A 17,609-nucleotide genomic window follows, 5' to 3' on the forward strand; every position below is an offset into this window, starting at 1 on the left:
AATGAGGTATTTAAAACCAGTGGAACAAGCATTAATAACTTATTTGCTACTGAAGGATCCAAAATGGGATTACCTTGTTAAAAAGTTGCCGCATTTATTTGTTGAAGAAATGAATGATGGGGGAATGGGTAGCTTAAGGTTTATATATTCATCAACCGAGGCGGTGCGTATGAAAGATGAAATAGCCAGGATTGATTCGTTACGGGACTTAGACGGCATCCCACTATCTATTACAGTGAATCTTGGGACTGATGATAATCTTTATGAGCTTGATATTTTCAAGGGCGACTTTTCACCACTACAACAATTTCCGCATCCACCTTACAAGGACTAATTATTATTATAAGACGCCGTTTTGTAAAAGCAATATTTAGCTATCCACCAATACTTGTTTAAGTTTCAATTTAAACCAGTAATAGCTTAGACCAGTAATAGGATGGAATTATCCCCTTTTCAAAATAAACTCCATCAGATCTGTAATTGGCTGGCGGATGATCTTGCCTACATGCACATCATTTTCTTCGCAAACTGCTTTTAGCTCATCGGCAAAAACATAGGCAATAGAGCCTACAAAATGGCATTTAAATTTATTGAATTGCGGGTAAGATTTGATGTTAGTATCTACAAATTCAAGCAAGCCTTTTCTCAGCAGATCCTGCCCATATTCCGATGCGCGAATCTCTGTTAAAAATTTAGAGAAACTTGCCAGGTATGAATTTGGCCGTTGCTTTTGATAGGTATTAATGATAACTTCTTCCTTCTGCAGGTTATAAGCAGCCTTAAATTTGGCATTGATCTCATCGGGCATATTGCCGTACAGGTAGTCGGTTACCAAGGCTTTGCCAAACCACGTGCCCGATCCTTCATCGCCCAGTGCATAACCCAGGCCGTGCTGCCCGTCGTGGATGTCCTCGCCATCAAAAAAAGAAATATTGGAGCCTGTACCTAACACACAACAAAAACCCTTCTCCTGCCCGCAGGTGGCGTATGCCGATGCCAGCAGATCGCTGTCTACACTTACATACGCGTTAGGGATCAAACTGCTAATGGCGTTCGATACGATCTCGTGCCTGTCGGGACTGGAGCAGCCCGCGCCAAAAAAATAGATCTCGGTAATATCCTCGGCTAAAGCAACCATATCAGGCACATGCTCCTGGATGATCTTGGTTATTTCCTTTTCGGTTAAAAAATATGGGTTTAGACCGGCGGACTTAAAAGCTTTGTATTGCTGGCCTGGTGCTGAGAGCAGCCAGTCTGTTTTTGAAGATCCGCTATCTGCTACTAATATCATGTAATAAGTTCCTCAAGCGCCTGGAGGGTAAGCGGCTTATGAACAAACCGGGCAACATATTTGTTGCTTTTTGAGTTGTTCATGTCGGTTGGATTCAGAGACGAGGAAAGCATAAAGATCTTTACTACGTCCTTATTGTCCAGATCAAGCGCTTCGTACTCCTGTAAAAACTCAAACCCACTCATCATAGGCATGCGGATATCCAGGAAAATAGCGTCGGGTTTAACGCTACCATCGCGCAAGGCGTTTATAGCATCTTGTGCTGATTGTATTACAATTATGTTATCTGCAAAGTTGGCAGTCTCTAAAATTTTACGCGTGACAAAGTTGTCAATAAAATTGTCATCAATGAGCAGGCATGTATTAAAGCGAACAGGCATCGTTTTTCAAAAATAAACTTTTAATGCAATTAAATATAGTTTATTGAATATTTATGCTGTTGGTTATTTGCTGCAAGGTTACTTCGGCCATTTTTGCCTGGTATTGTGCCGAAAAGAACTTGGATTGTGCATCCAGGTAGTTCCTTTGCGCTTCGCGGATCTCTAATTGGGTGATGTTACCTATCTTATATTTCTCTAACGAGATGTCCAGGTTCTTTTTAGCCAGTTCCACGCTGGATTGCCCTATCTTAATCAGATCCAACCCCGAAATGTAGGCCACATAAAAATTACTGATCTGCGCTTCCACATCCAGCATCACCCGCTTTTGGCTTAGGTCGGCATTGGCAATTTGTAGTTTGGCATTGCGTTCGCGTCGCCATTGGTTAAGGCCGTCGAATATATTTACAGAAGCCGTTAAGCCATAAGCAAAACCATGCGCATTTTGGCTAAGCGTAAAGCCTGCCGGTGTTTTGCTGTTGCTGAATGTATAGCCCGATGTTACCCCAATAACCGGGTATCGGGTTGATTTTACCTGGCGCAGACTGATCTGGGCAAGGCGCTTATTTATTTGTGCCGATAATATGTCAGGATTTTGCGCCTGGGCTTTGGTGATAATATCGCCTAATATCAACATGCGGTTTACCGTTATGGTATCGCCAACAACAAAATCTGTTTGCAGGTTGCGCACCAGCAGTTGGTTCATCTGAATTTTTGTTTGCCGGTACTGTTGCTGTTGTGTTATCAGGTTTGCCGTATCGGTATTCAAATTTACCTGGGCATTGTAAACATCCAGTTTGGAAACGCGGCCTACGGTAAACTTATCGTTAGAATAGCGCAGTTGCGTGCGCGAGATCTCTATCGCACCGCGTAAAGCTTTTATCTGCTCAGTTTGGCTGATGAGGTTATAGTAAGTATTGATAACATTGGCAACCGTGCTTTGAATGGTATCCTGCAAACGGATGGCGCCCAGTTTATCCTGCTCCTTCAGCATATCATAATTGGCGAACATGTTAAAGCCATCAAATATGGCCCAGTTAAGGTTTACGCCGTAATTGTTGTTGCTGTTATTGGCGGTAAGGTTATTAACCGTACCATCGCTACGGGTTTGCTTTATTTTTTGATTGCTGGCGTTAAGCGCACCACCGCCGGTTACTAAAGGCAGGAACCCGGCATTACCAAGCGTTACATTATTACCCGCTATGGTAGCGTTATTTTGCGACAGCTTAATATTGTAATTGTTCTTTAGTGCTATTTCAACGGCTTCTTTCAGGGTAAGCATAGGGCCATACTGCGCCTTTGCACCCGCAGCGGTAGCAACGCAAAAGGTCAAGCAAATTATTTTTTTAAGATTCATATTGCTTACAGTTTTTCGATTAATAAGGGCGCTTTGGGTTCAACTTCCTCTTCCGGTTCATGATCGGGATCGCGGCGGGTTTTAGCGGCGAACACCATGTACATGGTTGGAATAACGTATAGGGTTAATACCAGCGAAAACAACATCCCCCCAATAATTACAATACCTAACGATACGCGGCTTTTTGCACCTGCACCCAATGCTAACGCAATAGGTACCGAGCCTAACACTACTGCCAAACTAGTCATTAATATAGGGCGTAAACGCGATGTGGCGGCTTCAACAACAGCTTCGTATTTACTCAGGCCATGCTCCATCCGCTGGTTGGCAAATTCTACTATCAGGATGCCGTTTTTGGTTACCAAACCTACCAGGGTAATGATACCTATCTGGCTAAAAATGTTAAACGTTTGATCGAATAACCAAAGCGACAGGAACGCCCCAGATATTGCCAATGGCACGGTAAGCATCACAATAAATGGATCCACAAAGCTTTCGAACTGGGCGGCAAGCACCAGGTAGATCAGCAATAAGGCAAACCCAAACGCGAACAGGATGTTTGACGAACCCTCGGCATAATCCCTTGACGGGCCACTCAATGCAGTGCTAAAAGTATCATCCAATAATTTAGCTTTTATACGTTCCATTTCGGCAATACCATCGCCTACCGTTTCGCCCGGTGCAAGGCCTGCCTGTACCGTTGCCGATTTATACCTATTAAAGTGATAGATAGACGGCGGGCTGGCGCTTTCTGTAACCTTTACCACGTTATCAAGCTGTACCAAGCCACCTTTTGTGCTGCGTACATAAACAGATTTCAGATCCAGCGGCTGGTCGCGGTTGGCGCGGTCTACCTGGGCAATTACCTGGTATTGCTTACCGTTGATCAGGAAGTAATCTAACCTGCCGGCGCTATAGTATAATTGTAGTGTTTGAGCGATATCATCTACCGAAACACCAAGGTCACGGGCACGGTCACGATCTGTAGTAACCCTAAGCTCCGGCTTGGTAAATTTTAAGTTAACATCCGCTCCCTGGAAGACCGGGCTTTTAGATACCTCGGCAAAAAACTCGGGCAGTACCTTTCTTATCTTTTCAAAATCCTGGTTTTGAATCACATACTGCACCGGTAATGATGTACGTGCGCCGCTACCACCGCCGCTTATGGTTTGCTCCTGCACCACAATGGCGCGGGCATCGGGCATTTGGGTTAATTTTTTGTTGAGCCAGTCGGCAAGTTCTTGCTGGGTGCGTCCGCGCTGGTCAGGAGCTACCAAACCCACACGGCCAAAGCCCGAGTTGGCAGAGCCACCGCCGCCAAACGATGGGGATACAATTTCAAGGTTAACATTTGCTTCGGGAATAGAATCGGCAACCAGGTTGGCAACCTTATCCATATAGCGGGTCATATACTCGTAAGTGGCCCCTTCAGACCCGGTAACCGAGTATCGCAACAGGCTACGGTCATCAAGCGGTGCCAATTCTGACGGGGTTATTTTAAACAGCACGCCGGTTAGTACCAACGAGCCGCCAAGGATCACCCATGAAACCCATGTTTTCTTCACGAAGTTAACCAGCGTTTCGGTGTAGCCGGTGGTCATGCCTACAAAGAATGGTTCGCTCCACTCATAAAACTTCGATTTCTTTTGGTTCTTGCGGATCAGCTTTACGTTCAGCATCGGTGTTAGCGACAGCGACACAAATGCAGAGATCAACACCGCCCCGGCGACGACGACCGCAAACTCGCGGAATAACCTGCCGGTAAAGCCCTGTAAAAATATGATAGGTAAGAACACCGCGGCCAAGGTTACCGATGTAGATACTACAGCGAAGAAGATCTCTGCACTACCTTCAAAAGCCGCCTTGCGGACGGCCATACCGGCTTCTACTTTTTTATAAATATTCTCGGTTACCACAATACCATCATCTACCACCAAACCCGTTGCAAGCACAATCCCCAGCAGCGTTAGGATATTGATAGAGAACCCAAATACATACATAATAAAGAATGCACCGATCAGCGATACCGGGATATCTATCAGCGGCCGGAAAGCGATCAGCCAATCCCTAAAGAACAGGTAAATGATAATTACCACCAGGATGAACGAGATCAACAAAGTTTCTTTTACCTCGGTAATAGAGTTGTTGATGAATTTGGTATTATCTAAAGCCACCTTTACGGTAATATCGGGCGGTAAGTCTTTTTTAATTTGATCTAAACGCTTATAAAAATCTTCGGCAATTTGCACATAGTTGGCACCCGGCTGCGGCACAATGGCCAAACCAACCATCGGGATACCAGATTCTTTCAATGATGTTTCCTCATTTGCAGAACCTAATACGGCATAACCAATATCGTTTAGCCTGATCACCCGATTATTATCTACACGAATGATGAGGTTATTAAAATCTTTCTCTGTAGTAAGTTTACCCAATGCTCTGATGGTTATCTCGGTATTGTTTCCTTCAATTTTACCTGCGGGCAACTCTACGTTCTCACGGGCTAATGCTGCACCAATATCGGTGGCAGTAAGGCCAAGAGACGATAATTTATTAGGATCAATCCATAAACGCATGGCGTACTGGCGCTGGCCTTGTACGTTAATGGTACTTACACCAGGTATAGTCTGTAAACCTTCCAGCAATACATTCTCGGCGTAATCATCCACCTGGGTGATGTTACGGGTGTTACTGCTTACGGTAAGGGTAATGATCTGGTCGGCGCTGGCATCGGCTTTAGTAACTACCGGCGGGGCATTAATATCCTGCGGTAACTGGCGTTGCGCCTGGCTTACTTTATCGCGTACGTCATTGGCAGCGGTTTCCAGATCGGCATCCAGGTCAAACTCAACAGTGATGTTACTGGAGCCTACCGAACTTGTGGATGATATATTACGGATACCCGGTACACCGTTAATGGCTTTCTCTAAAGGTTCGGTAATTTGCGATTCGATAACATCCGAGTTGGCACCCGAGTAACTGGTAGATACTGAAATGATAGGAGGATCTACCGAAGGGAAATCCCGCACACCCAAAAACTTGTACCCAATTATACCAAATACAACTATCACAACAGATAATACTGTTGCCAATACGGGTCTCTTTATACTTATGGAAGATAAACTCATATTGGTTATTTGATAACTTTAAGGATCCTAACCGGCGCTTTGGGGCGAATTTGGATCAAGCCTGATACGATGATACTATCGCCTGCTTTTAAACCATCTATGATTTGAATTTTGGTATCGGTACGCAGGTCTGTTTTTACATCTCTAGCTACCGCGATACCGTTTTTATACAGGTATATCTTGCTGCTCTTCAAATCAGGAATCACACATTCGGTTGGTACCATAATGGTTTTAGGGATCTGATCGAGTGTTAACTTTATCTTGGCAAAAGCGCCTGCTGTTAAAACATTTTTAGGATTAGGAGATTTTGCACGTACGGTAATGGTGCGCGAAATGGCATCCAAAGCCGGCTCAATGGCATAAACTGTTGCTTTGAAGGTTTCCCTCGAGCTTTCTACCATAAAGCTCACTTTACTACCCATACCAATAATTGGCAGGTAACGCTCAGGTACCGAAAAGGTAACCTTTGCAGGGTCGATATTTACCAAAGTGGCAATTGATGTAGATGGAGAAAGATAACCACCCGGACTAACATTTCTTAAACCTATAACGCCAGAGAATGGCGCACGGATCTCGGTACGGCTTATTTGGGCCTTAACTACATCGGCCTGTGCCTGTAACGATTGTAAGGACGATTGCGAGGTTTGATACTCTTCCTTACTTACAGCCTCTTTTTGGTATAATATTTTGTTGCGGTTATTGATATCGCGGGCAAGCACCATTTGCGCCTGGTATTGTTGTAAAGATGCCTGCAAATCTTGGTTGTAAACTTTAACAAGTAATTGCCCTTTTTGTACACGGGTACCTTCTGTAAAGTATATGCCGGTAATGTTACCCGCGGTTTGGCTGATCAGGTTTACCCTTTCGTTGGCATCAATAGTACCGGTAATATCTATCTGGTTGCTTACAGCGGTATCATTAACCACCATTACATTTACAGATACAGGGCCATTTTTCCGTTTGCCTTTACCGGCAGCGGCAGCACTGTTTTGTTTACCCCTTTTACTGAAGAATTTATTATAAATTAAGAATACAACAAGCAGCGCAAGTAGGGTATATATAATGTATTTGGCTTTCATATCTGCTTGTTAGGGGTATAAGTATCCATTTATAATTTTTATTTAGGCAAACCTTGTGTAAATATAAACTGTTAAACCATCGCTTGTATACAGCTATGCCAATGCGTAGCAAAGCTATAATGGGTTCAATTTGCAATATTAACCGCTTAACTATCAATTTGATTACTTGTATCAAGCATTTTACATCGCAACTGTTTTACCCCATTTATTTAAAAACATAAATTTTATAACTTGCCGCATGAAAAAATTGCAACTATCAGCACTGGTACTTTTAACCCTCTTTTTTATGAACGTAACTATGGGCAGCGCGGCTGGCCTTGCAAAAATATCCTACAAGGTTAGTTTCCCCGAAGCGCAGGCACATTATGTAGATGTGGAAATGACCATATCCGGCCTTGCACAGCCATCAGTAGAAGTTAAAATGCCCGTTTGGGCACCCGGCTCATACCTGGTAAGGGAATTTGCCAAAAACATCGAATCGTTTGGCGTTAGCGCTAATGGCAAAGCAATATCGGCACTCAAGATCAACAAAAACACCTGGAAGATAAATACTACCGGCCTTACATCGGTAACGGTAAAATATAAAGTTTACGCTTTCGAGTTATCGGTGCGTACGAGCTTTATCGATGTATCGCACGCGTTCCTATCTACCACAGGCATTTTCCTGTTCCCTAAAGGCATGCTGGCACAACCATCAACCATCACCATAAAACCTTATAAAGAATGGAATAAAGTATCTACCAGCCTGGAAATGGTTAATGGCGATTTGTTTACCCGTACTGCACCTAATTACGATATCCTATACGATTCTCCGTTGGAAATAGGCACCCAGGATGTATTCGACTTTGATGTTGCTAACACCCATTACGAAGTTGCGATGTACGGCGGTGGTAACTACGATAAAGAACGCCTTAAGAAAGATATGGCCAGGATCATCGAGGCCGAGGCTGCTGTTTTTGGCGAAAACCCTAACAAACATTACACCTTTATTGTACATAACAAAGCACGAAACGGCGGTGGTTTAGAGCATTTAAGTTCTACGGTTTTAGGCGCATCGCGCGATGGTTATACCAATGAACGTGCCTACCATGGCTTTTTAGGTTTGGTAGCGCATGAACATTTCCACCTGTGGAATGTGAAACGTTTACGCCCAATTGCTTTAGGCCCGTTTGATTATGATAACGAAAATTACACCACCAACCTTTGGATAGCCGAGGGCTTTACGGCCTACTACCAGAACATCATTTTGCGTTACGCTGATCTGGCTAATACAGAAACTTTCCTGGGCGATATGGTAAGCGACATTAACACCGTGGAAAACCAGCCGGGCACCAAGGTGCAACCGTTATCAGAGTCGAGCTTTGACGCGTGGATAAAAAGTTACCGCCCTAATGAGAACTCGTATAACACGGGCATTTCTTACTATGATAAAGGCGCGGTTATCGGCATGTTGTTAGACCTTGAGATCATCAACAACAGCAATGGCAAATACAGCCTTAACGATGTAATGAAATACATGTACGATACTTATTACAAAGGCAAAAAACGCGGTTATACCGACGCGGAGTTTAAAGAAGGCTTTGAAAAATTCGCGGGTAAAAACCTAAATGATTTTTACGCACAATACATTAACGGGTTATCGGCTATTAAATATAATATATACTTGGGCTACGCAGGTTACAAATTGTTTGATGACCTTGCTGCAACAAATGATGCAACCTTAGGCATCGCTGTTAATACCCGCAACATCATCACTACAGTTTTTCGTGATGGCGCGGGATGGGTTGACGGCCTAAACGTTGGCGACCAGATCACTAACATTGATGATACCCCGGTTACCGACCTAACCGCCATTAAAGGCAAAAAAGCAGGCGACAAAATTGTGGTCACCGTAAGCCGCGATAGCCAGGCATTTAAAATCCCGGTTACCCTAAAACGTAACGATAATGTTAAATACAACATTACCGAACTGCCAAACGCTACGCCACAGCAACTAGCTGTGCGTAAAAAATGGTTAAAATTGTAATTGGATAATCTCCTTTTATAAAACCCCTGTTCGGAAACGGACAGGGGTTTTTTTCGTTCTAAGAAAAAATCTTAAAACATTTTTAAAGATTTAATATTAGTATATCAATACTTTAAAAACTATCAATCATGAATTCTTTATTATACACAATAGCTGTGATCCTGATAATTGGCTGGGCAATCGGCTTTTTTTTTACCGCTGTAAGTAGCCTTATCCACGTGTTACTTGTAATTGCTGTTATATCCGTGATTTTAGGTATTATCCGCAGGCCGACGGCGTTATAATTGATCCCGGTATAAAATAGTAAGGCCGGGCTATGTTCCGGCCTTTTGTATGCCTGCTTATATTTATCAATAGTTCTTCCAATCATGAAAATTCCATTCACCCCGCAGTTACTTGGCGACCTTATAGAAAAGGGTTATACATACGTTTTGGCAAGTACCTCTACAGACCCATCGTCGGCAGAGGCATCAAACATGGTTTTAAAACCGGTAAGGGAAAAACCAAAATTGATTACCCTACCCCATGGCTATGATACCTTCTACAAAATAACGCGTGAGCCTATGCAACTTGCCTGTGGTGTTGAAGGGGTAACCGTTGAAGTTGATTACGCCACCCTTAACCAAACCATAACCGGTAATGATATTTTTGAGGATAGCTACTTTAGGATGAGCGAAGATTTTTTTCACCAGGTGCTGGATAGCCTGGAGGATTACGCCGTAATTACCACAGATAAAAATGGCGACATCAACAGCTGGAACAGAGGTTCCGAGCGCGTTTTAGGATACACCGAACAGGAGGCTGTAGGCCAATGTGCCGATATTTTTTTTACACCCGGGGATGTTGCTAAAGGCGCCCCAGAATATGAGCTAAACACCACCTTAAAAGAAGGCCGTGCCATCGACGAACGCTACCACATGCGCAAAGATGGATCCCGCTTTTGGGGGTCGGGTTTAGTGTTCCCATTGTTTGATGAGAAAGGTAACCACAGGGGCTATACCCAAATTATGCGCAGCTTAGGCGACGAGGAAAACGCGAGAGAAAAAGGATCACAGCTTTAAATAGATATGAGATTTGAGACCTGAAACCAAATTATTTTCAATTCTAATACACATAAAAAAGCCGGCCTGTTTACACAGGCCGACTTTTTTAAAATTATAACTGACAAATTATTTAATAATTAAACCTTTTTTGGTTGTTATTAGCACAACACCATTCTCTCCGCTCTTGCCGTATAGCGAGATAGCCGATTTATTTTTAAGAACCGATATTTTTTCTATATCGCCCGCTGCAATCAATTGCATTTTCTCCTGTTTAATAATTTCACCATTTAGCACATATAACGGATTTGTCCCGTACCCGTTACGCATTTTAATTAATGGTGGTAACTGGCTGGTATCTGAATAATTATTAAGTGATTTTGAAGGTAAATAACCTGTTTTGGTTGGCTTATCATCATCGGCAACTAATGCGAAATTTATTGGGACGGTGTAAGCAACCCTAACCGGCTGGCCATCTAATATACCTGGCTTCCAGGCAGGGCTGCTTTGCATAACCCTTAACGCTTCTTTATCAATATCATCGCTTACGCCTCTTATAATTTTTACATCGCTAAGCGAGCCGTTTTCTTCTACCACAAACGTTACGATAACACGGCCCTTTATGTTTTTTTCCCTTGCATCTTTAGGGTACTTAACATTCGCTGCGAGCCACTTGCCGAAGCCCTGCTCGCCTCCCGGAAAGCTTGGAGACTGATCTACCTCACTGTACACCTGTTCGCTTTTGGCCGGGGCTAAGGTGCCAACTTTATTACCGGCCATCGAAAAATTGATTGGCACTGAGTATTGCACACGTACCTTCCGTTTATTTTGTACGCCGGCAATCCATTTTGGTGAAGCCTTTAGTACACGTACTGCCTCTTCATCTGTACCACTGCCTAAGCCTCTCACTACTTTTATATCAGACAGCGAACCGTCTTTCTCCACAACGAACGTAAGTATAGCACGGCCCTGTACGTTATTTTTTACAGCCTCGGCAGGGTATTTAAGATTTTGAGCCAGGTATTGATAAAAAGCCTTTTCACCGCCAGGAAAAGTTGGTGAATGTTCAACTTCAGTAAATACCTGCTTTTTATTCTCCTCCGGGATAGTATCTGCAGGCGCTACAGGTAACTTGTCCCTTTTAGGATCGTAAGTAACTATAGTCGTTTTATAGGTAGTGTCTGTTAATACAGCCCTGGCAGGTGCTTCAAAAACCTTTTCGGCTTTGTTGTGGATGGCATTTACCGCCTTGCTGTTTTCAATAGTTGCCGATGATAGTACCAGCATTAAAATAAATAAGGGTGCGGAGAGGCCATATTTGATCAGCTTTATGCGCTGCGATCTGTTTTTTTGTAACATCATGATCCGTTTTTTTAGTAAACTGTGATTGTAAAATGGGTTAACTAATTGGTGTGCCGGCGTGTTAAACGTTTGGCTCAGCAATAACAATGCGTACTCTGCCTTGTTAGTACCTGCTTTAAGCGTATGCCTGTCGGCGATGTACTCGTGCACGTGTTTAATAGCAAACCGGTACAGGTAAACCACGGGGTTAAACCAATTGATGATCATCACCGCTTCTATCATCAGCACGTCTGCTGAGTGGAATTGGCGTGCATGCACCAGCTCGTGGCTTTCTATAACTTCTTTGCCATTTATACCATCACTTACCCTTATCTTATTAAAAAAAGAATAGGATACTAATGGGGAAGGGTCTTTAATTATTTGTCTTAATATTACTAATTGGATAATAAGCTTTATAGCTAATATCAACACCCCTGCCGCGTATAGCACAATCAGCACCTGGCCTATGGTTACGGGGCTATCCTTAATTGGTGCTAAATCGGTTACATTAATGGCACTACCGTAAATACTGTATTGTACCTTCTGGGTAATAAACAGGCCTTTAACCCATTCGCTTTGTATCAACGGGATAAAAAACGACAGTACGGCTGTACCAACCAGGTAAACACGGTTAAGCTGAAAAAACGTTTCGCGGCGCAGCAATAAGCTATAGAAGCCGAAAAACAGCGTCAGGTAAATATTTACCAGCAATAAATAATGCCACCAATTCATAACTATTTGTCTTTTAGTTTTTCAATCAATTTCATGATCTCATCAGCTTCTTTCAAGTTAATCTTTTCCTTGTTTACAAAAAAGGAAAGGATCCTGTTTACCGAGTTATCAAAATAGCCGCTCAGTAATTTATCGGCTGCAAAGTTTTTGTATTGCTCTTTGCTCACTCTCGGGTAATACTCGTGGCTTTTGCCAAATGCGTTATGGTCTACAAAACCCTTGGTTTCAAGTATCCTGATGATGGTTGATACCGTGTTATAGGCAGGTTTCGGTTCGGGCAAAACGTCTAAAACATCTTTTACGAAGCCTTTTTCCAGCTGCCAAAGTACTTGCATGATCTGTTCTTCAGCGCGGGTTAAATCTTTTATTTCCATTTAATTAAGATGATTATTGTTAAATTAGTACTAAGGTATATCATATAAACTTAGTTTACAACTAAATGTTTAGTTTATTTTTTATTTAAACTTTTAGTTGTCTATTTGGTTCTCCAAAACAACCTATTATAAATGGATATTACATTTCACGGAGCTGCCCGTAACGTAACCGGCAGCAAGCACTTATTACGTTTACAGGATGGTACTGGCATACTTTTAGATTGCGGCATGTTCCAGGGCCTTGGCGAGCAAACCGAGGACATGAACGAGCACTTTGGCTTCCCCCCTAAAAAAGTTGACTACCTCATCCTGTCGCACGCGCATATAGATCACTGCGGCTTGATACCACGCCTGGTTAAAGAAGGTTTTGAGGGGCCAATTTATTGCACAGCCGCTACTATGGACTTGGCGAGGATACTTCTAATGGACTCCGCCAAGATCCAGATGCAGGATATGGAGTATAGCAATAAGCAGCGCAAAAAGAAAAATGAGCCATTGCTCGAAGCTTTATATACCGAAGAAGACGCGATAGCCGCTTTAGGCCAATTTAAGATAGTGGACTATCACGAGGAATATCATATCAACGAGAATTTAAAATTTAAATTTACCGATGCCGGGCACGTGCTGGGCAGCGCTGCGGTGCATATTGCCGCTACCGAAAATGGTAAAAAAACTTATATCACCTTTAGCGGTGATGTTGGCCGCTACGGCGACCTGTTATTGAACAATCCGCAAACCTTCCCGCAGGCCGATTATATTTTGCTGGAGTCTACCTACGGTGATTCGCTGCACAAAGATATCGGCCCTATTGAAGATGCCCTGCTTGAGATCATCAAACATACATGTATCGAAAAAAAGGGTAAGGTTATTATCCCCGCATTTAGCGTTGGCCGCACGCAGGAATTATTATACGCTTTAAATGCTTTGGAACTGAAAGGCGAACTGCCCAATGTACCTTATTATGTAGACAGCCCGCTATCTGAAAAAGCCACCCAGGTTTTAAAGGACCATCCCGAAGTGTATAATAAAGGTGTAAAGGAAGTGATGAAAGTTGATGCCGACCCGTTCGGATTTAAGGGCCTGCGCTTTGTGCAAACTACAGAAGAATCAATCGCGCTGAACGATGATGTAAGGCCTTGTGTTATCATCTCCTCATCGGGCATGGCCGAAGCCGGACGAGTGAAGCACCATATCAAGAACAACATCAACAATCAAAAAAATACCATATTAATGGTAGGCTATGCCGAGCCAAACTCGTTAGGGGGCAGGCTTGCACGCGGCGAAAAAGAGGTCCATATTTTTGGCGAGCAATACCAGGTTAAAGCTGAAGTGCAATCCATTAAAAGCATGAGCGCCCACGGCGATTATGAAGACCTGCTGCATTTTTTATCCTGCCAGGACCCAAAGCTGGTTAAAAAGCTTTTATTGGTACACGGCGAGTACGAGGTGCAACAGCACTTTGCCGAAAAGCTGAAAGAGAAAGGCTTCGATGATATCCAAATCCCTTACCAGCACGAGAAGGTAGTGTTGGAATAATTTCAATAATACCCATAATATAAGAGTCGACTAAAACCGGCTATTTTTACTTATAAACTATAAATAATACTAATGTATATGTGTAAGTTAAGCTATTTCAATTGCAATTAAAATGACATCAAACTCAATGATTGGACACTGTCAAATTTACGAAGGTAATGACTGATACAGTGCGTGCACCATCTAAGCATTCGATGGCGATATTGAATAAGATAGATATATTTTATAATAATTCTTGCACGAGGTTAATTTGGGTCGTTACAATATCTTTTGCAATCATCGGTATTTTTATTCCGATATTAGTTCAATGGTATCAAAAAAGAGAATTAAAACTAATGTAAGGTAAAAAAAGACATCCATACATAGCTTGAAAATGCGTTATTAGAATTAAAAAAAAATTGAGAAAGAAAATGAAGCGCAATTAAAAAAATTAAGGGGGGGGCATTTTATATTACCCAAGCAAATATACTTGCTACACAAAATCATCCAAATAAAGCAGTCTATCGTTTTATGCAAGCATTAAACCATTCCTTTATTGCAGGAAAAAAGGCGAATGTTTCCAATATTTTTGATCCCTTAATCTGTAATATTGAAAATTCAAATAAACTTGACATCGACAATATTTTTGATCATCACGATACTATCTTTTTTGCTTTCCTAAAAAATAAAAAAATACGATCCCGAGAGCATTTTTAAATCGAGATTTAATGCTGTAGAAAATGCATACAAGAACTTGGCTAAAACTGTTCGAACAAACTCAATGCGAGGAGACGAATAAGTTATTAAAATAAGGTCGATTTACAATCTAAAATTGAATGATACACACGGGTACCAACCCTCGGTAGAATGGCCTGCCAGCAATTGCAATACTATTAAGGATGCCGGGGCAAAATACAAGCCGCAACCTGTGCCGCTATGCCATTGGTTTGAAGTATCGTTACCAACCTACACCCTACCTACATCATAAAAGCCGGCAAACTTAGCCCACAAACCTTTTGCTGTATTCGCCTAATTCGGCATCTTTTGCTACTACACCAATAACAGTGCTACTGTGCAATACACGTGCAGCATGCGCCAATGGCGGCACTATCAATGCGAGAACGGGTACTGGGCGCTATATTCATCATCAACCCATGATACCGCGAAGGTTTCCTGCAATTCATCCGGCAGTAAATTATCCGGGATCTATTCTACCGTGCGTAATACCCACTGGTGGCCGCTTTTATCTTCAAGCCTTAAAGATTTTGTTTTTATACCTCCCCCTCCTTTAACAACGGTAAAGCCGCCGTTAATTTTAGATAACCTTAGCACGGGCAGCTTCTCCGGCACAGCCTATTCCTTATGGTAATTTTCGCCGAAGAAGCTTTTATGGAAACATTTTGCCTTATTATAAGAAGGATGTACTTTCACCAACATGCTATCCGGGAACTTTTGCCATGCGGACGGCTTTATTTTTGTGCAGAGGCATTGATATAGGTAATCAGTAATACAAATGCAATGCAATAGGTGCTCCTTGAGGCGGTATTTATCCCTTAATAAATATTTGCGTCAAAAGGTTGGGTTGTAAGGCAACTTATAATATTAATTGAGTGCCGAATAATATTAAAAATTCTTTTGCTTAGTCGTGCATCTTGCCGTTATTTGCACAGTTTTATCATCTAAAAATGCAAGCCACCATCCTCATCATCGACGACGAAAAAAAACTAAACGATCTGCTTTCGCGCATTATCGGTTTAGAAGGCTTCCGCGTGGTGCAGGCTTTTACAGGCAAAGAAGGTTTAAAGCTTTTAGAGAACGAAGATGTGCTGGTGGTGCTCAGCGATGTTAAGCTCCCCGATGTTAACGGCTTAGACCTTGTAAAAACCATCAAAACCAAAAAGCCATATGTAGAGGTTATAAACCTTACTGCTTACGGCACTATTAATGATGGCGTGCAATCTATTAAGAACGGCGCTTTCAATTACATTGTTAAAGGTGATGATAACGATAAGATAATTCCCCTGCTAAACCAGGCAGTAAAAAAAGCACAGCTACAACAAAACGCATTTAATGCCGATAAAAAGGTAAACAGTAAATTTAGTTTCGCGCAGATCATAGGGCAATCGCAGCCGGTTTTAGATGCTGTAAACCTTGCCCGCCGGGTGGCATCAACCGATACCACCGTTTTGCTTTTGGGCGAAACCGGTACAGGCAAGGAAGTTTTTGCATCGGCCATACATTACGAAAGTCAGCGCAGGCAGATGCCTTTTGTAGCCATCAACTGCAGCAGCTTTACCGGCGAAATTTTAGAGAGTGAGCTATTCGGCTATAAAGCAGGTGCATTTACCGGGGCTTTTAAAGATAAAAAAGGCTTGTTTGAAGAGGCCCACCATGGCAGTATTTTTTTAGATGAGATAGGCGAAATGAACCTGGACCTGCAGGCCAAACTACTGCGTGTACTGGAAAGTAAAACCTTCATCAAACTTGGCGACACCCAAACCACCAAAGTGAACATCCGCATTATGGCGGCCACCAACCGCGACCTGCAAAAAGAGGCTGAAGAAGGCAAATTCAGGTTAGATCTATTTTACCGCCTATCTGTTTTCACCATATCACTACCTTCACTTAACGAGCGTAAAGGCGATATAGAAGCACTGGCGAAATACTACCTGAAACAGTTTGCAGACAAGGCAGGCAAGCCCGTTAAAATGAGTTCCGATTTTTTAGCCCTGCTAACCCGCCATCAATGGAAAGGCAATATCCGCGAGTTAAAGAATATTATTGAACGCGCCGTGATATTGGCCGACGATGAACTTACACCATCTGCCCTTCCCGCTCAATTCAACATCCAAAACGCAGACAGTAGCTCGCTCGATCTGCAAAGCATCGAAAAACAACACATCAGCAAGGTATTGGCCTACACCAAAGGCAATAAAACCGAAACCGCAAGACTGTTGGGTATTGGGTTGACTACCCTTTATCGGAAGATTGACGAGTACGGATTGTAAAACATTATAATCGACGATTTTACTAACCCGGTCTTTGCTACGCTCGGCCACCCTCTCTGCGCCGAAGGCGAAGGGAGAATCGCGCACGTATTGCCGCGGGGTGAGTAAACTAACCGCGCGTATTATTTTTTGCCAATCTGAGCTTGTCGAAGAGTTATGCACCTTGTTAATGGTTCGACAGGCTCACCATCACAACCCTTTCCTTGCTCCCCAAAACGATAATCAACCTTTCCAAAATGGGAGGGTTTTTTTGTTTGTTAACTATTGTATCAAATGCAATTTACTGATTTATAATTAATTACCTTGTATAATTCCTCTATGGCATTAGTATTGGCATAGAG

General features: G+C 42.7%; 15 protein-coding genes. 8 read left to right on the forward strand and 7 right to left on the reverse strand.

Translation table 11 applies throughout. The annotated features are described in order from the left end of the window. Position 1 precedes the first annotated feature (1 nt). Positions 2–334: a DUF6984 family protein gene (locus NAF17_RS17285; protein WP_440347859.1), complete on the forward strand. Its 333-nt coding sequence runs from the start codon at positions 2–4 to the stop codon at positions 332–334. Between the two features lie 108 nt (positions 335–442). Here NAF17_RS17285 and NAF17_RS17290 read toward each other — a convergent pair whose 3' ends face one another. Genes NAF17_RS17290 through NAF17_RS17310 form a run of 5 tightly spaced genes read right to left on the reverse strand, consistent with a single transcriptional unit; the run spans position 443 to position 7,232 of the window. Next, positions 443–1,291, reverse strand: a complete 849-nt coding sequence (locus NAF17_RS17290; protein ID WP_252759278.1) for an N-acetylglucosamine kinase — start codon at positions 1,289–1,291, stop codon at positions 443–445. After that, on the reverse strand, positions 1,288–1,671 hold the full coding sequence (locus NAF17_RS17295; RefSeq protein WP_252759279.1) for a response regulator: 384 nt from the start codon (positions 1,669–1,671) through the stop codon (positions 1,288–1,290). Before NAF17_RS17295 ends, NAF17_RS17290 begins: the two co-directional genes overlap by 4 nt. A 40-nt stretch (positions 1,672–1,711) precedes the next feature. Continuing rightward, entirely contained in the window at positions 1,712–3,025 is a 1,314-nt protein-coding gene (locus NAF17_RS17300; RefSeq protein WP_252759280.1) for a TolC family protein, read from the reverse strand. Positions 3,026–3,030: 5 nt separating this feature from the next. After that, positions 3,031–6,153 carry an efflux RND transporter permease subunit gene (locus NAF17_RS17305; RefSeq protein ID WP_252759281.1) on the reverse strand — a complete coding sequence of 1,041 codons (3,123 nt, stop codon included), beginning with the start codon at positions 6,151–6,153 and terminating at the stop codon, positions 3,031–3,033. A gap of 5 nt (positions 6,154–6,158) precedes the next feature. Then, positions 6,159–7,232 (reverse strand): efflux RND transporter periplasmic adaptor subunit, encoded by a 1,074-nt coding sequence (locus NAF17_RS17310; protein WP_252759282.1) that lies wholly within the window; start codon positions 7,230–7,232, stop codon positions 6,159–6,161. A gap of 238 nt (positions 7,233–7,470) precedes the next feature. Between NAF17_RS17310 and NAF17_RS17315 the strand changes: the two genes are divergently transcribed. The 3 genes from NAF17_RS17315 to NAF17_RS17325 all read left to right on the forward strand — a co-directional run bounded on the left by NAF17_RS17315 (position 7,471) and on the right by NAF17_RS17325 (position 10,319). After that, positions 7,471–9,258, forward strand: a complete 1,788-nt coding sequence (locus NAF17_RS17315) for a M61 family metallopeptidase (protein ID WP_252759283.1) — start codon at positions 7,471–7,473, stop codon at positions 9,256–9,258. 128 nt (positions 9,259–9,386) lie between these two features. After that, on the forward strand, positions 9,387–9,542 hold the full coding sequence (locus NAF17_RS17320) for a lmo0937 family membrane protein (RefSeq protein ID WP_252759284.1): 156 nt from the start codon (positions 9,387–9,389) through the stop codon (positions 9,540–9,542). A gap of 84 nt (positions 9,543–9,626) precedes the next feature. Then, positions 9,627–10,319, forward strand: coding sequence for a PAS domain-containing protein (locus NAF17_RS17325; RefSeq protein ID WP_252759285.1), 693 nt, complete (start codon positions 9,627–9,629; stop codon positions 10,317–10,319). A gap of 108 nt (positions 10,320–10,427) precedes the next feature. Here NAF17_RS17325 and NAF17_RS17330 read toward each other — a convergent pair whose 3' ends face one another. Together NAF17_RS17330 and NAF17_RS17335 are read right to left on the reverse strand one after the other, a co-directional pair. After that, positions 10,428–12,371, reverse strand: a complete 1,944-nt coding sequence (locus NAF17_RS17330; protein WP_252759286.1) for a M56 family metallopeptidase — start codon at positions 12,369–12,371, stop codon at positions 10,428–10,430. 2 nt (positions 12,372–12,373) lie between these two features. After that, positions 12,374–12,745, reverse strand: a complete 372-nt coding sequence (locus NAF17_RS17335; protein ID WP_252759287.1) for a BlaI/MecI/CopY family transcriptional regulator — start codon at positions 12,743–12,745, stop codon at positions 12,374–12,376. Between the two features lie 132 nt (positions 12,746–12,877). Here NAF17_RS17335 and NAF17_RS17340 point away from each other — a divergent pair, with 132 nt between their 5' ends. The 4 genes from NAF17_RS17340 (at position 12,878) to NAF17_RS17355 (ending at position 17,268) form a co-directional block, all read left to right on the forward strand. Continuing rightward, the gene (locus tag NAF17_RS17340) at positions 12,878–14,281 is read left to right on the forward strand and encodes an MBL fold metallo-hydrolase RNA specificity domain-containing protein (RefSeq protein ID WP_252759288.1); all 1,404 of its coding nucleotides are present in this window, start codon (positions 12,878–12,880) and stop codon (positions 14,279–14,281) included. Between the two features lie 811 nt (positions 14,282–15,092). Continuing rightward, complete coding sequence (locus NAF17_RS17345) at positions 15,093–15,248, forward strand: hypothetical protein (protein WP_252759289.1); 156 nt, start codon at positions 15,093–15,095, stop codon at positions 15,246–15,248. Positions 15,249–15,350: 102 nt separating this feature from the next. Then, entirely contained in the window at positions 15,351–15,629 is a 279-nt protein-coding gene (locus tag NAF17_RS17350; RefSeq protein WP_252759290.1) for a hypothetical protein, read from the forward strand. 316 nt (positions 15,630–15,945) lie between these two features. Beyond that, positions 15,946–17,268: a sigma-54-dependent transcriptional regulator gene (locus tag NAF17_RS17355; RefSeq protein ID WP_252759291.1), complete on the forward strand. Its 1,323-nt coding sequence runs from the start codon at positions 15,946–15,948 to the stop codon at positions 17,266–17,268. Positions 17,269–17,609: the final 341 nt, after the last annotated feature.

This window comes from Mucilaginibacter aurantiaciroseus (genome assembly GCF_024055595.1).
GTDB lineage: Bacteria > Bacteroidota > Bacteroidia > Sphingobacteriales > Sphingobacteriaceae > Mucilaginibacter > Mucilaginibacter aurantiaciroseus.

Bases quoted from the DNA above. Each gene is read 5' to 3' on its own strand.
- NAF17_RS17285 (WP_440347859.1), top strand. From the start codon at position 2: ATGAGGTATTTAAAACCAGTGGAACAAGCATTAATAACTTATTTGCTA.
- NAF17_RS17290 (WP_252759278.1), bottom strand. From the start codon at position 1,291: ATGATATTAGTAGCAGATAGCGGATCTTCAAAAACAGACTGGCTGCTC.
- NAF17_RS17295 (WP_252759279.1), bottom strand. From the start codon at position 1,671: ATGCCTGTTCGCTTTAATACATGCCTGCTCATTGATGACAATTTTATT.
- NAF17_RS17300 (WP_252759280.1), bottom strand. From the start codon at position 3,025: ATGAATCTTAAAAAAATAATTTGCTTGACCTTTTGCGTTGCTACCGCT.
- NAF17_RS17305 (WP_252759281.1), bottom strand. From the start codon at position 6,153: ATGAGTTTATCTTCCATAAGTATAAAGAGACCCGTATTGGCAACAGTA.
- NAF17_RS17310 (WP_252759282.1), bottom strand. From the start codon at position 7,232: ATGAAAGCCAAATACATTATATATACCCTACTTGCGCTGCTTGTTGTA.
- NAF17_RS17315 (WP_252759283.1), top strand. From the start codon at position 7,471: ATGAAAAAATTGCAACTATCAGCACTGGTACTTTTAACCCTCTTTTTT.
- NAF17_RS17320 (WP_252759284.1), top strand. From the start codon at position 9,387: ATGAATTCTTTATTATACACAATAGCTGTGATCCTGATAATTGGCTGG.
- NAF17_RS17325 (WP_252759285.1), top strand. From the start codon at position 9,627: ATGAAAATTCCATTCACCCCGCAGTTACTTGGCGACCTTATAGAAAAG.
- NAF17_RS17330 (WP_252759286.1), bottom strand. From the start codon at position 12,371: ATGAATTGGTGGCATTATTTATTGCTGGTAAATATTTACCTGACGCTG.
- NAF17_RS17335 (WP_252759287.1), bottom strand. From the start codon at position 12,745: ATGGAAATAAAAGATTTAACCCGCGCTGAAGAACAGATCATGCAAGTA.
- NAF17_RS17340 (WP_252759288.1), top strand. From the start codon at position 12,878: ATGGATATTACATTTCACGGAGCTGCCCGTAACGTAACCGGCAGCAAG.
- NAF17_RS17350 (WP_252759290.1), top strand. From the start codon at position 15,351: ATGCGCCAATGGCGGCACTATCAATGCGAGAACGGGTACTGGGCGCTA.
- NAF17_RS17355 (WP_252759291.1), top strand. From the start codon at position 15,946: ATGCAAGCCACCATCCTCATCATCGACGACGAAAAAAAACTAAACGAT.